Origin of the sequence: Staphylococcus sp. LKG3-1 (genome assembly GCF_048568385.1) — a bacterium.
Classification (GTDB): domain Bacteria; phylum Bacillota; class Bacilli; order Staphylococcales; family Staphylococcaceae; genus Staphylococcus; species Staphylococcus saprophyticus.
Map to the genome: position 1 here is coordinate 158,069 of NZ_CP183796.1, position 16,186 is coordinate 174,254.

General features: G+C 33.7%; 15 protein-coding genes and 1 riboswitch. Of the genes, 11 read left to right on the forward strand and 4 right to left on the reverse strand.

Annotation, left to right across the window (positions count from 1 at the left end):
* From purS to purD, 8 genes are read left to right on the forward strand one after another with little or no spacing between them, the layout of a single operon-like run.
* On the forward strand, nt 1–261 hold the full coding sequence (purS, locus tag ACM595_RS00815; RefSeq protein ID WP_002483703.1) for a phosphoribosylformylglycinamidine synthase subunit PurS: 261 nt from the start codon (nt 1–3) through the stop codon (nt 259–261).
* Complete coding sequence (gene purQ, locus ACM595_RS00820) at nt 261–932, forward strand: phosphoribosylformylglycinamidine synthase subunit PurQ (RefSeq protein WP_011303437.1); 672 nt, start codon at nt 261–263, stop codon at nt 930–932. Before purS ends, purQ begins: the two co-directional genes overlap by 1 nt.
* Nucleotides 925–3,114, forward strand: coding sequence for a phosphoribosylformylglycinamidine synthase subunit PurL (purL, locus tag ACM595_RS00825; RefSeq protein ID WP_115338599.1), 2,190 nt, complete (start codon nt 925–927; stop codon nt 3,112–3,114). The genes purQ and purL overlap by 8 nt, the downstream gene beginning before the upstream one ends.
* Nucleotides 3,093–4,580, forward strand: a complete 1,488-nt coding sequence (purF, locus tag ACM595_RS00830; protein WP_115338598.1) for an amidophosphoribosyltransferase — start codon at nt 3,093–3,095, stop codon at nt 4,578–4,580. The genes purL and purF overlap by 22 nt, the downstream gene beginning before the upstream one ends.
* Nucleotides 4,573–5,601 (forward strand): phosphoribosylformylglycinamidine cyclo-ligase, encoded by a 1,029-nt coding sequence (purM, locus tag ACM595_RS00835; RefSeq protein ID WP_041079047.1) that lies wholly within the window; start codon nt 4,573–4,575, stop codon nt 5,599–5,601. The genes purF and purM overlap by 8 nt, the downstream gene beginning before the upstream one ends.
* Nucleotides 5,602–5,603: 2 nt before the next feature.
* On the forward strand, nt 5,604–6,170 hold the full coding sequence (gene purN / locus ACM595_RS00840; RefSeq protein WP_115338597.1) for a phosphoribosylglycinamide formyltransferase: 567 nt from the start codon (nt 5,604–5,606) through the stop codon (nt 6,168–6,170).
* Between the two features lie 15 nt (nt 6,171–6,185).
* A complete protein-coding gene (gene purH / locus ACM595_RS00845) occupies nt 6,186–7,664 on the forward strand; it encodes a bifunctional phosphoribosylaminoimidazolecarboxamide formyltransferase/IMP cyclohydrolase (RefSeq protein ID WP_115338596.1) in 1,479 nt (492 codons plus the stop codon).
* A gap of 24 nt (nt 7,665–7,688) precedes the next feature.
* On the forward strand, nt 7,689–8,933 hold the full coding sequence (gene purD, locus ACM595_RS00850; RefSeq protein ID WP_115338595.1) for a phosphoribosylamine--glycine ligase: 1,245 nt from the start codon (nt 7,689–7,691) through the stop codon (nt 8,931–8,933).
* A 92-nt stretch (nt 8,934–9,025) separates the two neighbouring features.
* On the opposite strand, the gene ACM595_RS00855 is transcribed toward purD, so the two are convergent.
* The 4 genes from ACM595_RS00855 to graF all read right to left on the reverse strand — a co-directional run bounded on the left by ACM595_RS00855 (nt 9,026) and on the right by graF (nt 12,397).
* Nucleotides 9,026–9,832, reverse strand: a complete 807-nt coding sequence (locus tag ACM595_RS00855) for an energy-coupling factor transporter transmembrane component T family protein (RefSeq protein WP_115338594.1) — start codon at nt 9,830–9,832, stop codon at nt 9,026–9,028.
* Nucleotides 9,825–11,237, reverse strand: coding sequence for an ABC transporter ATP-binding protein (locus ACM595_RS00860; protein WP_041079092.1), 1,413 nt, complete (start codon nt 11,235–11,237; stop codon nt 9,825–9,827). The genes ACM595_RS00855 and ACM595_RS00860 overlap by 8 nt, the downstream gene beginning before the upstream one ends.
* Nucleotides 11,238–11,249: 12 nt before the next feature.
* Nucleotides 11,250–11,825 carry an ECF transporter S component gene (locus tag ACM595_RS00865; protein ID WP_037538842.1) on the reverse strand — a complete coding sequence of 192 codons (576 nt, stop codon included), beginning with the start codon at nt 11,823–11,825 and terminating at the stop codon, nt 11,250–11,252.
* Nucleotides 11,826–11,911: 86 nt separating this feature from the next.
* Nucleotides 11,912–12,013: riboswitch (TPP riboswitch) on the reverse strand.
* A gap of 249 nt (nt 12,014–12,262) precedes the next feature.
* Nucleotides 12,263–12,397, reverse strand: a complete 135-nt coding sequence (gene graF, locus ACM595_RS00870) for a glycopeptide resistance-associated protein GraF (RefSeq protein ID WP_002483692.1) — start codon at nt 12,395–12,397, stop codon at nt 12,263–12,265.
* Between the two features lie 300 nt (nt 12,398–12,697).
* Here graF and auxA point away from each other — a divergent pair, with 300 nt between their 5' ends.
* The 3 genes from auxA to ACM595_RS00885 all read left to right on the forward strand — a co-directional run bounded on the left by auxA (nt 12,698) and on the right by ACM595_RS00885 (nt 16,115).
* Nucleotides 12,698–13,999, forward strand: coding sequence for a lipoteichoic acid stability factor AuxA (auxA, locus tag ACM595_RS00875; protein ID WP_115338593.1), 1,302 nt, complete (start codon nt 12,698–12,700; stop codon nt 13,997–13,999).
* A 345-nt stretch (nt 14,000–14,344) separates the two neighbouring features.
* Nucleotides 14,345–15,514, forward strand: a complete 1,170-nt coding sequence (locus ACM595_RS00880) for a class I SAM-dependent rRNA methyltransferase (RefSeq protein ID WP_041079055.1) — start codon at nt 14,345–14,347, stop codon at nt 15,512–15,514.
* A 58-nt stretch (nt 15,515–15,572) separates the two neighbouring features.
* Nucleotides 15,573–16,115, forward strand: a complete 543-nt coding sequence (locus ACM595_RS00885) for a hypothetical protein (protein ID WP_002483689.1) — start codon at nt 15,573–15,575, stop codon at nt 16,113–16,115.
* Nucleotides 16,116–16,186: the final 71 nt, after the last annotated feature.

Consider the following 16,186-nt stretch of genomic DNA (forward strand, 5'->3'; position numbering starts at 1 on the left):
ATGAAAACAATTGAATTGCATATTACATTACAACCACAAGTATTAGATACACAAGGACAAGCATTAAATCGAGCTGTACATGATTTAGGATATAAGCAAGTCAATGATATCAGAGTTGGTAAAGTACTCTATATGACTGTTGATGAAGCAACTGACGAAGCAGTTCATAATGTTGTAATTACGTTAAGTGAAAAACTTTTTGCTAATACTGTTATTGAAGAATATAGTTATAAAGTATTGGAAGAAGGAGAGAAGGCATAATGAAATTTGCAGTGCTGAAATTTCCAGGATCAAATTGCGACAGAGACATGTATAATGCTGCATTGAAATCAGATGTAGAAGCAGAATATGTAGATTATAGAAATACATCGTTGGACGGTTTTGATGGTGTACTGATACCAGGTGGTTTTTCTTTTGGTGATTATTTACGTTCTGGGGCAATGGCAAGTGTTGCACCAATTACAGAAGCAGTAAAACAATTTGCGAAAGAAGGTAAACCGGTACTTGGTGTGTGTAATGGGTTTCAAATTCTAACTGAAATTGGTTTACTTCCAGGTGCTTTACTACATAATGATTCTCATTTATTCGTGAGTCGAAATGAATCATTGCGTGTGGTAAATCATAATACGGCATTCACAAATTTATATAATGAGGATGAAACTGTAGTTTATCCTGTTGCCCATGGTGAAGGTCATTATTATTGTACTCAAGATATGTATGATCGTTTAGAGGCAAATAATCAAATTATATTAAAATATGTCAATAATCCGAATGGTTCTTTTAATGATATCGCAGGTATTATCAATGAACAGGGCAATGTGTGTGGTATGATGCCTCATCCGGAACGTGCTATTGAACCAATTCTTGGTACAGATAGCGGCGTAAAATTATTTCAAGCAATGGTAAATAGTTGGAGGGAACAAAATGTCTAAATTTATTGAACCAAGTTCTGAAGATATTAAAATTGAACAACTGTACAAGGATATGGGATTAAGTGATGAAGAATACGCAAAGGTTTGTGATATTTTAGGTAGTGAACCTAACTTTACGGAGATTGGTATTTTCTCAGTTATGTGGAGTGAACACTGTTCTTATAAACATTCCAAACCCTTTTTAACACAATTTCCAACTTCAGGTGAACATGTTTTAATGGGCCCAGGAGAAGGCGCAGGCGTTGTTGATATTGGTGATAACCAAGCGGTTGTGTTTAAGGTTGAGTCACACAATCACCCTTCTGCAGTTGAACCATACCAAGGCGCAGCTACTGGTGTGGGAGGCATTATTAGAGATATTGTTTCTATTGGTGCACGTCCAATTAATTTATTGAATAGTCTAAGGTTTGGTGAATTGACAGAAAAACAAAACCGTCGACTTTTACGTGGCGTTGTTGCAGGTATAGGTGGCTATGGTAACTGTATAGGAATTCCTACAACTGCTGGAGAAATAGAGTTTGATGATCGATATGATGGCAACCCACTCGTCAATGCGATGTGTGTAGGCATAATTGATCACGACATGGTTCAAAAAGGGACGGCTAAAGGCGTTGGAAACTCTGTTATTTATGTTGGTTTGAAAACTGGCCGCGATGGTATTCATGGTGCGACTTTTGCTTCTGAAGAATTAAGTGAAGATAGTGAAAGCAAACGACCATCTGTTCAAATTGGTGATCCATTTGTAGGTAAAAAATTAATGGAAGCCACGCTAGAAGCCATCACATTTGATGAACTCGTTGGTATCCAAGACATGGGGGCTGCAGGACTAACATCATCATCCTCAGAAATGGCAGCTAAAGGTGGTAGTGGCTTACATTTACGTTTAGAACAAGTCCCTACAAGAGAACAAGGTATTTCACCGTATGAAATGATGTTATCTGAAACTCAGGAACGTATGTTGCTTGTTGTAGAAAAGGGAACAGAACAAAAATTCTTAGACCTCTTTGATAAACATGAGTTAGACAGTGCAGTAATTGGAGAAGTAACTGACACGGATCGTTTCGTATTAACTTATGAAGATGAAGTATTTGCCGATATTCCAGTTCAACCTTTATCTGATGAAGCGCCAGTTTATGTACTTGAAGGTACGTCGCCAGAATACAATGAAACTAAAAATGACTATAGCAGTGTAGATGTTGAATCCGTATTTGATCAATTATTACAACACCCAACTATAGCTTCGAAGCGTTATTTATACGAACAATATGATCAACAAGTAGGTGCTAATACGATAGTTAAGCCAGGATTACAAGCCTCTGTTGTGCGCGTTGAAGGAACTGATAAAGCTATTGCGTCAACGATTGATGGAGAAGCCCGCTATGTATTTAACAATCCATATGAAGGTGGAAAAATGGTTGTTGCCGAAGCGTATAGAAATTTAATTTCTGTAGGTGCAACGCCTTTAGCTATGACGGATTGTTTAAATTATGGCTCACCTGAGAAGAAAGAAATATATCAACAATTAGCAGATTCAACAAAAGGTATGGCAGAAGCATGTGAGATTTTAAGCACACCTGTCGTTTCGGGTAATGTGTCTTTATATAACGAAACGAGAGAAACATCTATATTCCCAACACCTGTAGTAGGTATGGTTGGTCTCATCGATGACATAAGTTATCTTAATCATTTTAATCCTTCTGTAGGAGATACATTATATGTTGTTGGTGATACAAATGACGATTTCGGTGGTAGTCAAATTGAGAAATTGTTGTATGGTCAAGTGAATCATGAATTTGAATCCATTGATTTATCGGAAGAAGTTCGTAAAGGTGAATCGATAAAACAAGCAATTCGAGAAGGGGTAGCTTCACATGTGCAAACAGTAGGTAAAGGTGGCTTATTGCTTACTTTAGCTCGTATCAGTGCACATTACCAACTTGGTTTACAGGCGAAACTAAGTGTTACGAATGCGCAACTGTTTAGTGAAACACAAGGACGTTATATTGTAATCGTAAAAAATGGTCAATCATTAAACTGCGATCATGCTGTTGAGATTGGTAAAGTGACTAATGATCAACAATTTAAAGTGACGAATGAACAGAGCGAAATTGTGCGTGATGTAAAACATTTAAATGATTTATGGGAAGGAGCTATACCTCAATGTATGACAGCAACGGATTAAATGAAGAATGTGGCGTGTTTGGCATATGGAATCATCCGGAATCTGCTCAATTAACCTATATGGGACTACACAGTTTGCAACATCGTGGTCAAGAAGGTGCTGGAATCGTTTGTTCAAATGGTGAAGTGCTTAAAGGTGAACGTGGTTTAGGTTTATTGACAGATGCGATATCAGATACACAAATGGAATCATTTAAAACATATCAACATGCAATTGGGCATGTGAGATACGCAACATCCGGGAATAAAGGTATAGAGAATATTCAACCGTTTTTATATCATTTTTATGATATGAGTGTTGCAGTTTGTCATAATGGTAATCTTATCAATGCGCAAAGTCTAAAAAAATCTTTAGAACATCAAGGCTCTATTTTTCACTCTTCTTCAGATACTGAAGTTATCATGCACTTGATACGAAGAAGTAAAGCACCTACATTTGAAGGTGCTTTTCAAGAAAGTTTAAGAAAAATAAAAGGCGGATTTACTTTTGCGGTACTAACTAAAGACGCTTTATATGGTGCAGTTGACCCTAATGCGATTCGACCATTAGCTGTTGGTAAAATGAAAAATGGTTCATATATTATTGCAAGTGAAACATGTGCAATCGATGTCCTAGGTGCTGAATTTGTAAGAGATATTCATGCTGGAGAATATGTAGTCATCAATGATGATGGGATCAGAGTCGAATCTTATACGCGTCATACAACGACGGCTATTTCAGCTATGGAGTATATTTACTTTGCTAGACCTGATTCAACCATTGCCGGTAAAAACGTACATGCTGTTAGAAAACAGTCTGGTAAACAATTAGCGAAAGAAAGTCCAGCATCAAGTGCGGACATGGTTATTGGTGTACCTAATTCTTCACTTTCAGCAGCATCTGGTTATGCCGAAGAGAGTGGACTGCCGTATGAAATGGGTCTTGTTAAAAATCAATATGTTGCAAGAACATTTATTCAACCGACACAAGAATTACGTGAACAAGGCGTCCGCGTAAAATTATCTGCTGTAAAAGATATTGTCTATGATAAAAATATTGTCTTAGTAGATGATTCGATTGTCAGAGGTACTACGAGTAAACGTATAGTACAAATGTTGAAAGACGCAGGCGCTAAGGAAGTTCATGTACGCATTGCTTCTCCTGAGTTTATGTTTCCAAGTTTTTATGGCATAGATGTTTCAACAACGGCAGAGCTTATTTCATCAAATAAATCGCCCGAGGAGATTAGTGATTATATTGGAGCAGATTCACTGGCTTATTTAACAGTCGAAGGTCTAATTGATTCTATTGGACTTGATTGCGATGCGCCTTATAGTGGACTTTGTGTTGAAAGTTTCACAGGTGATTATCCTGCAGGTTTATATGATTATGAGCAAGATTATGTAGCGCATTTAAGTGAACGTCAAAAAGCATACTTAGCAAATCATCAACAATACTTTGATAGAGAGGGTAATTTAAATGTCTAAAGCATATCAACAAGCAGGCGTCGATATTAATGCAGGGTACGAAGCGGTAGAACGAATGACAAGTCATGTCCAAAGAACAATGCGCAAAGAAGTACTTGGTGGATTGGGTGGCTTTGGTGCTACGTTTGATTTGTCACAGTTGAATATGAAAGCACCTTTACTTGTATCAGGTACAGATGGTGTAGGTACAAAATTAAAATTAGCCATCGATAACGATAAACATGACACGATTGGTATAGATGTTGTCGCAATGTGTGTCAATGATATTTTAACTACAGGTGCAGAACCACTTTACTTTTTAGATTATATTGCAACTAATAAAGTCGTTCCTGAAGTCATTGAGCAAATTGTCAAAGGGGTAAGTGATGGCTGTGAAGAGACCAATACAGCTTTAATCGGTGGAGAAACAGCTGAAATGGGAGAAATGTATCACGAGGGTGAATATGATTTAGCAGGCTTCGCAGTAGGTGCAGTAGAAAAGGATGACTATATTGATGGCTCATCTGTTGAACCTGGACAAGCAATTATAGGTCTTGAATCTAGTGGCATACATTCCAATGGTTATAGTTTAGTTAGAAAATTAATACAACAATCAGGTATTAAATTAAGTGAACCATTCAATCAAGAACAGACATTTTTAGATGCTTTTTTGAAACCCACACGTTTATATGTAAAACCCGTGTTAGCTGTTAAATCATCTATTAAGATATATGCCATGACCCATATTACAGGGGGCGGTTTTTATGAAAATATACCTAGAGCCTTACCTGAGGGGATAACAGCCAAGATTGATGTCACGCAATTTCCTACGCCAGCTATATTTGATTGGTTACAGGAACAAGGAAACATCTCAACTGATGAAATGTATAACATTTTTAACATGGGTATTGGCTTTACTTTAGTCGTTGATAAAAACCAAGTTGAATCAACATTAGAAATACTTAAAGGTCAAAATATCAAGGCATATAAAATTGGTGAAACTGTTAAAGGCAACGAACCAATCCAATTAACGGGGGTATAAAATTGACCAAAATAGCTATATTTGCTTCTGGTTCTGGAAGTAATTTTGAAAGTATTATGTCTAAAATCAAACAAGGGGAACTACCAAATATTGAACTAACCTCACTTTATACAGATCAAGTAAATGCATATTGTATTGAACGCGCGCGCAAATATCATTTAGATGTTCATATTAATGAATTGAAAAATTTTGATTCTAAAGCGGATTATGAACGTAAAATTATAGAATGGTTAACGTCTGAAAAAGTAGAGTGGATTGTTCTAGCTGGCTATATGAAATTAATAGGTGAAAATATTTTAAGAGCTTATGATAAACGCATTTTAAATATTCACCCTTCATTATTACCAAAATATAAAGGGAAAGATGCTATAGGACAAGCGCTAGCAAGTGGCGATACAATAACTGGTTCAACAGTACATTATGTTGACAGTGGTATGGATACGGGAGAAATTATTGAACAACGTCAATGTGATATTTATCCGGACGATAATAAATCTGATCTTGAAGAAAGAATTAAAGCAATAGAGCATGAATTATATCCAGAAGTCATATCAAAAATCATTCAATAAGAGGTGCTAATTTAAATGAAGAAAGCAATATTAAGTGTGTCTAATAAAGCAGGTATTGTAACCTTTGGTCAATCATTAATAGAGCAAAATTATGAATTATATTCAACGGGCGGAACAATGCGTGAATTAGCCAATGCCGGGTTACCTGTGAAGTCGATTTCAGAGTTGACAGAGTTTGAAGAAATTATGGATGGCAGAGTTAAAACATTACATCCATCTGTACACGGCGGTATTTTAGCTGATAGAGATAAACCTGAACATTTAGAACAACTGCAAGCACAAGGTATTGATTTAATAGATATGGTAGTTGTCAATTTATATCCATTTAAAGAAACGGTTGCAAACCCTAATGTGACAGAAGAAGATGCAATTGAAAACATTGATATCGGTGGACCAACGATGCTGCGTGCTGCAGCAAAGAACTTCAAACATGTTATCACCGTTGTACATCCTGCTGATTATAATGAAGTGATTTATAAATTGAAAAATGGCACATTAGATGAAGCTTATCGCAAATCACTTATGATTAAAGTATTTGAACATACAAATGAATATGACGTAGCGATTGTAGACTATTTTAAAGATAATAAGGAAAGTTTACGTTATGGTGAAAATCCACAACAATCAGCTTATTTTGTTAGAACATCTGATGCCAAACATACTTTAGCAGGTGCCAAACAATTACATGGCAAGCAATTAAGCTATAACAATATCAAAGATGCGGATGCAGCGTTATCATTGGTGAAACAATTTGAACAACCTGCTGCTGTTGCTGTTAAGCATATGAATCCATGTGGCGTGGGCGTTGCTGAAACAATTGATGAGGCATATAAACATGCTTTCGATGCAGATAATCAGTCTATTTTTGGTGGTATTGTTGCTTTGAATAGAACTGTAGAAAAATCATTGGCAGAAGTATTGCATGGTATCTTTTTAGAAGTTGTTATTGCACCAAAATTTACACAAGAAGCTCTAGAAGTGTTAGGTAAAAAGAAAAATATTAGGCTTTTAGAGACTGATATGACAATTGATAATAGTGAACAAGAACTTGTCTCTGTATCAGGAGGTTATCTTGTACAAGATAAAGATAATGTCAAATTAAATAGAGAAGACATGACAGTCGTTACAGAAGTTGAGCCAACAGAAGCGCAATGGGATGCTATGCTTCTTGGATGGAAAGTTGTTGCATCAGTTAAAAGTAATGCTGTTATCTTAAGTAATGCAAAACAAACAGTGGGTATTGGTGCAGGTCAAATGAATAGAGTAGGTTCTGCTCAAATTGCAATTGAAAGAGCGATTGAAATAAACGATGACGTTGCTATGGTTTCAGATGGTTTCTTCCCTATGGATGACACGGTAGAATTAGCTGCAAATTCTGGTATTAAAGCAATTATTCAACCAGGTGGTTCTATCAAAGATCAAGAATCTATTGATATGGCAAATAAACATGGTATTGCAATGGTTACAACAGGCGTAAGACATTTTAAACATTAATTAATATTGGAGGAAATGTAGCTTATGAAAGTACTCGTAATTGGTGCAGGTGGTAGAGAGCATGTATTAGCATTTAAATTAAAACAGTCTCCACTTATTAATGAAATTCATGTGATACCAGGCAATGACGCTATGAAAAATATAGCGACAGTACATACAGATATAGATGAAGCGAATCATGAAAAAATTGTAGATTTTGCTAAGACACAGAATGTTTCATGGGTAATTATTGGACCTGAACAGCCATTAACCGAAGGATTAACCGATAAATTGCAAACAGAAAATATAAAAGTATTTGGTCCAAATCAAGCTGCAGCACAAATTGAAGGTTCAAAATTATTTGCAAAACAACTCATGGAAAAGTATGACATTCCAACTGCAGCTTACAAAGAAACAAATAACAAAACAGATGCATTAGCCTATATTGACACATGTGAATTTCCAATTGTACTGAAAAAAGATGGATTAGCCGCAGGTAAAGGTGTTATTATTGCTAATAATATCGATGAAGCACGTGAAGGAATAGATATTTTATATTCTGAAGAAAAAGGCACAGTTGTATTTGAACAATTTCTTGAAGGTGAGGAATTTTCACTTATGACATTTGTTAATCAAGATTATGCTGTGCCATTTGATTGTATTGCGCAAGATCATAAACGTGCGTTTGACAATGATGAAGGTCCTAATACTGGTGGTATGGGAGCATACTGTCCGGTACCTCATATTGATAAGGGTATGATAGAACGTACAAATAAAGAAATTGCTCAGCCAATTGCACAAGCAATGGCGAAAGAGGGCTATTCATTTTTTGGTGTGCTATATATAGGCGCAATTATAACAAAAGAGGGTCCTAAGGTGATTGAGTTTAATGCAAGGTTTGGAGATCCAGAAGCGCAAGTGTTGTTGACTCGAATGGAAAGTGATTTGATGCAACACATTTTAGATTTAGAGGCGAAGCAACCGATTCAATTTAAGTGGAAAAAAGATGCGGTTGTAGGGGTTATGCTTGCGTCTAAAGGCTATCCAGGTACTTATAATAAAGGTGAGGTCGTTTCAGGGTTTACATTAGATGGAAGATACTTTGTAAGTGGTTTAAATAAAGTTGATCAACATTACGTAACTTCAGGAGGTCGTGTTATTCTCGCTTTAGGCGAAGGTAGCGACATTAGTGAAGCTAAAGCTAATGCTTATGAAGCGGTTGACCAAATTCAAAGTAATGCATTATTTTATCGTTCTGACATCAGTGACAAAGCGATAAAACAAAAATAGCAAAAAAAGCGATGGAACAAACTGGTTTAGGTTTTGTTCCATCGCTTTTATTTTTTGGATAAAAATGATTTCGAAAAGTTAGTTGAACTTTTTTAATAAATACTTGTTATACGGACATCGTCGATTCCAGTTATTGGAAAATATAGTGATAAGTAATAGGCACTTATTAATATGAGTCCCATAACTATAATTAATAGAATATCTTTATACGAGAAAGGTGCATGATAATAATATGTTCGAGGCCCATCTTTGAAGCCTTTTTTTTCCATTGCTACTGAAAGCTGATGTGCCTTCCTGATGTTTTGACTTAATAACGGAATGATGAGGTGCTTGACTCTTTTTATACCTCGATAATTTTGGGCACTTATTAATTGATAACGTATTTTTAATGATTTTCTTAATTGTAAAAAAGACATAAACATTAATGGCACCATGCGTATTGCCGCCATAAAGGCATATGCTACTTTGGGTTTTACTTTTAAATGTTGCATTAAACTATAAAATACAAGAACGATTTGTGAAGTAAAAGCAATTAAGATTCCAAAAAATGAAACCGTTGTTGTACGCATTGCTAAATGTAAGCCACGATACAAACTTTCAGTTGTTATTTGGATAAACCCAAATTTGAATAGTAAGTGCGTCCCATCACCATAAAAAATCATGAATAATGCGGACACTAAACTGAAAATTATTGTAAAAGTGATAAATACTAAGGTGATTTTAAATTGCAAGCCATTGAATATTAATAATAGGGCAAGCATTAAGCACGTAATATAAAACATATAATCGAATTGATGAACAAATATGACTAAGAAGAATAATATAACAGCAATCCCTAATTTAGTAATGATATTTACATCATCGATAAAGGAATGGTGTTTTTTCCACATATCAAACATACGTATCACCTGTCTTTTCTATTAAATGGTGATGTTCGAGATGTAGTCTTCGAGTTGGGTAACGTGCAATAATTTCTGGGTCATGTGTAACCATGATAATGGTTTGTCCTTGTTTAATTCTCTGTTGAAACAGCTTAATTAGGTTAAATGTATTGTGACTATCAAGTCCAAATGTAGGTTCATCAAGTAAAATTAAATCAGAAGAAGCACTTAAAGCAATGGCAACACTTAAGCGTCGCTTTTGTCCCATAGATAATTCATAAGGGTGTTGCATTTGTACTGATGTTAAGTTAAGCGTTTTTAATAATGATTCAGTTTGCTGTTTAGCTTCATCCGTTGAATTAAATTTGTTTTTGTTTTGTATATGAATTTCGTCGTATACAGAATTTGTTATAAATTGTAATTCGGGATTTTGATACACAAGATACATAGATTTTGCTGCAGATTTAATTTTAGTGTAAATATGATGATTGATGTACATCTGACCTTCATATTTAATTAATTGCATCATTGATTCGAGCAGTGAAGTTTTACCTGAACCATTGGACCCGGTAATGGATATCCATTCTCCCGCATTGACATTTAACTTAGGAATGTTAATGAGTTGCTGCTTTCCACGTTTAATAACTGCATCTTGAATTTGGAAATTAAAATGAGATGAATCAGAATCTGAAAAATTTAGCGCTTTTGGTGCAGAATGCCAAGCTTTTGGATGCCAAACACCATATTCAGTTAATAGCGCTTCATAATCATTTAAAATTTGAGAAGGTGGGGCATCTGCAATGATGGCACCATCATAATTCATTAAAACGACACGATCGACATGTTGCCATATATGTTCGACTTTGTGTTCTACTATAAGTACAGTTTGGTCTCGCCACAATGATTGAATTTTTTGCCATAAATCAGCAGTTGACTCTACATCTAACATCGCGGTAGGTTCATCTAAAAATAGTGTCGTTGCTTGTTGTAAAATTGTCTCAGCAATCGCAAGTTTTTGTTTCATACCGCCACTTAATTCATTAATATATTGATTTTTGTCCACGTTTAATCCAACTGTCATTAGCGCTTCCTCAATACGATGATCCATTTCTTCCCGAGGAACTTGCTGATTTTCTAATACAAATGCAAGCTCTTCATAAACTTTAGGCATACAAAATTGAGTATCTGGATCTTGGAATATGACACCACTTGAAGGATCGACTTCTAAAGCATCATATTTTAACGGCAAACCTATCAAGTTTGGCACAATGCCGCTAAGTACGTTTAATAAAGTACTTTTACCTGAGCCAGAAGGACCTAATAATAATACTTTTTCTTTATCTTTTATTTGAATAGACAAATTGTCGAATATTTTTTTTTGACCATTTGGATATTTCAAGCGTAAATTTTTAGTAGCTATCAACATTATTACTCCTTATAGATTGTCATAATCACTCTGGGTTGCTGGTCTGAATAATTTTGTTACACCAGTTTGGTCAAGTGCTTTAACAATATAATAAGATAAGAGACCGGCAACGATAATACCGCTAATTAATCTAAATATGATGTATAAAGCAAGATTCCAACCCGCGACTTCTCCTAGATAACCATAGGCAAAATCTAAAGGTAGTGTTGCAACTGAAGCTAAAAATCCTGCTAGCATTGCAACCATTGCTGAACGTGATTTATATCGAAAAATAGCAAATATAATTTCGCAAGCTAAGCCTTGTAATAATGCATAGACCATCGTTGCAATATCAAAACGACCCATTACAATTGTTTCACCAGCACCTGCAGCAAATTCTGCAAGCACAGCAATACCGGCTTTTGGAATTATGAGATAAGCTACGACTGCTGCCATAAACCAGGCACCATAAGTGAGTTCTTCAAAATGAAGTCCAGTTACCTGTACAGCTTTATAGACAAAATTCCAAACATTATAAATAATGGCGAAAACAACTGCGATAAGCACAGTTACAAGTATTTCGGATAGTTTTAAACCTTTTGACATCATTGTTCCTCCTAATATAAAAAACGCACAACCTTCTAGAAAGTTGCGCGTTTTTATATAGGCATACGGATACCAAAGTTACTCAGTGATATCGCAATACACTTTCCTACGCTAGTTTAATCTAGATCAGGTTCAAAGGGTTTGAGGGTATACCTCATCTCAGTCACAAAACACCCCTAGTGCGAATGATTTATTTAAATTTAATTATAATGTATGACTTTTCGACGTTTATGTCAAGGTTATGCTAAAAAATTGTTGGTTAATAGAGTGATTATTTTAAGGACAAACGTTGTTATTTAAGTTTATTACACGTAATCATGTTATAAAACCCTTAAAAATAGGAGTGGACACAAACCTCATTTCGATAAGATTTGATGTCGCACTCCCATATCGGATTTACATTTATATTGAATTACTATTAATACCAAGTATCTATACTAGTCTAAAGTATCTTGAATATTTTGTTTAGTTTCTTCAGTGTTATCTTTTGCAGATTCTTTTTCTTCTTTTAATTTATCCTCTGCTTTTTTAGCTTTTTCAGCTGCTTCTTTATTTAATTCTTCTTTACTCATAATTAAAGCACTCCTTCATAGTTATGATTATCTACATTTAGTATGTACCACAATTGAATAAAATATAAACACTTCAATATAATTACAATAGTTTGATATGAGATTAATGTTAATTAATGGATAATCTAAATAATGCATCGATAATGTACTTAATAAGTTAAATTTATAAAATTGTTTAAACATGAATTGTAAGTGGAAATTTGACTATAAGTCATTTTATATCATACTATGGACTTATTTATTAGATAATTAAAGACAAGAACTAAATGTTCATATATAATAACTTTTGAGGTGAATGGTATGTCTTTTTTGAAGAAACACGCTGAGATATTATATAGTTATGTTATAGGCATCGTTTCGCTTTTCACAGGTCTTATCATTTTAATTAATTTACCATTAATTAATAAATTAAATGGTAAAGGTAAAATTGATTTGCACATTCATAATGTATGGGATTTTATAAATGCATTTTTTGGTGAAATAATTAGAGTAATGAGTAATTACATAGGTAATTTCCCGATAATTAGTGCCATCATTATTGCTTTATTTGGTATTGGTGTCATTATAATTGGCTTTACTTTATATAGAACGACAAGATATGACTATGATATTTCAGCATTCTTTTTAGTTATTGGTATTCTTTTTTTCATCATAACACTGATATTGATGACTCAAGTTTATAGCTTTTTTGCTATTATTTTCGTAATACCATTTGCAATTCATATTGGTTATATCGTTTATAAGGACGAGTTAAATACAGAACATAGAAAATATCATTATTTATGGATTATTTTCAGTTATGGGATAAGTTACTTAATAACGCAAATTGTTTTATACGGAAGAATTGAAAGCGATGAAATCATTCCTATTGATATTTTGAGTGTTAACACATTCTTTATTATCATGTGGTTACTTGGACAAATGTCTATTTGGAACTTCTTATTTTTAAGAAGATCACTTCCTTTAACAAAACAAGAACTTGGGGAAGAAGAACCAGAATTATCAAGAACTAACAAAGGATCAGTAACAAATCAAACGAAAGAAACATGGAAGACACTACAAGATAAAACAACAGAATTTACACGTAAAACGCGCAGAAGTGTTGATATTCAAAAAGCTAGAGATAAAAAAGATAAATTTATTGCTAAATGGAAAGAAATTATCGATATTCAAGAGGATGATATTCCAAATTGGATGAAAAAACCTAAATGGATTAAACCTGCATATGTAGAGTTGTTCTGTGGAGCAATCTTATTATTCTTTACTTTAATTGAATTTAACAATAGGAATTCACTTTTTGTTTCAGGTAATTGGGAAATTTCCCAAACACAATATGTGATAGAATGGATTACGCTATTCTTTTTAATGATTATTATCATTATTTATATATTGACAACATTAACGAATTTCTTAAAAGATAGGTTCTATTATCTGCAAATGTTTATGGTCAGTTTATTATTCTTTAAATTACTGACTGAGTTTATGAACATTATGGTTCACGGATTATTATTATCTATCTTTATCACACCAATTTTAATCATTATGCTATTGGCTATATTTGTAGCATTTGTTATGAAGTTACGTGAACCAACTAAATATTAATTACTTTAATAGAAACAAGGAAGAAGTCTGGGACATGGCATTGTCTCAGGCTTTTTTTATTTGAAAGTAAAGGTGAAACATAACTTCTAAATAGAATTTCTTTCACATTTTATGTGGATTAGTCGCACTTATTCATGAGCATCGGCGGATGTCATTCACTATATTTGATAAGGTGAGGCGACCCAATCTTTATTGAAAAATTAAATTTCTATAAAAATACTTATGAAGTTTCAGATATAATATTTTGGTGAATTGTAGATAATTGATGTTACGATGTTAATGAGATGATAAAATGAATAAGTAAATAATAAATATAAATAAAAGTAGAAAGGCTGACATAAATTTATGAAAATTGCCACGTTAAATAGAGGAAAAGAAACGAAATATTTAAATGAATACCCATTAGTAGATGAAGAAGATATTTATGCACACGATCATTTAAAAGAGGGAGACCTATTTTATTTAATGAACGATAGAGATCAATATATAGCTACTGCTTATGTTGGTAGACAGCATAAAGGCGTTGGCTGGGTATTGAGCTATGACAAAGATGAAGTCATTAACACACAATTTTTTGAAACATTATTTAAAAATGCCAAAGCTGAACGTGAATATTTCTATAATATTGATGGGACGAATGCTTTTCGTGTTTTTAATGGTGAAGGCGATGGTATAGGTGGTTTAACCATAGATAACTATGATGGTCATTTCTTAATCCAATGGTATTCAAAAGGCATTTATAAATTCCGTTATAATGTGTTATCAGCGTTAGAAAATGTATTCGAATATACGTCTATATTTGAAAAAATGAGATTTAAAGACGCAGAAATTCAAGGTGGATTTGTTGATGGTGAAGCACCTGAGTTTCCAATTATTATTGAAGAAAATTTCACATTCTATAATGTAGATTTAAATGATGGACCTATGACAGGCATATTTTTAGATCAAAAAGAAGTACGAAAAAAATTAAAAGATCATTATGCTGAAGATAAAGAAATATTAAATGTATTTAGTTATACGGGTGCATTTTCTGTTATAGCTGCCGAAAACGCAACAATGACAACAAGCGTAGATTTAGCAAACCGATCACGTGCACTTACAGAAGAAAATTTTGGCTTGAATGGTATTGATCCTAAGTCACAATATATTTATGTAATGGACACTTTTGATTATTTTAATTATGCGCGTCGTCATGACTTGTTTTACGATACGATTGTTATTGATCCACCAAGTTTTGCTAGAAACAAGAAAAAAACTTTTTCGGTATTAAAAGATTACGATAAATTAATTAAAGGTGCACTTGAAATATTAGGGCCTGACGGTACATTACTGTTATGCACAAATAATAGTACGTTTTCTTTGAAATCATTCAAAAATGTAATCAATCAAACATTAACAGAAGAAGAAGTAGATTATGAAATTGTAGATGTAATGGGCTTGCCAAAAGATTTCAAAACACATCCACACTATAAACCTTCTAAATATTTAAAGGCTGTTTTTGTAAAAATAAAGTAAAATTATGAAAAAAGGGTATTCTTTTTAATACGAAGTAATTTACTAAGGAGTGAATAAAATGGGTTTTAAAAATAAAATCACAAATAATGTTACACAAAAAGTTGGTAATAAAGTATTAAAAATTGAAGATATCAAACAAAAAAGTAATATACCTACCACAAATATAGAAATTGAAGAACGACGTAAACGTGCACAGGCACTAGTTAGAAAAAAATCTGTTTTATCATCAAGTATCAGTATTGTGCCAATACCTGGTTTAGATTTTGGTGTCGATATTAAATTGATGAGAGATATTATTGAAGATGTTAATAAAATTTATGGCTTAGATCATAAACAAGTGAATAACATGGGCGACGATATGAAAGAGCGTGTCTTAGCTGCCGCGGCGATTCAAGGTAGTCAATTTATCGGTAAAAAAATATCGAATGCGATATTAAAAGTTGTCGTTAGAGATGTTGCAAAACGTGTAGCTGCGAAACAAACGAAATGGTTCCCGGTTGTGGGGCAGGCTATTTCAGCATCAATTAGTTATTACTTTATGAAAAAAATTGGAGATGAACATATTCAAAAATGTGAAAAAGTTGTGAAAGAACTTGTTTAAAACTATAGCGTTTTCACAAATTAGCTAAAATTCTCTGAATATTGTCATGTCGTGGGTGCAACGAATTGAAT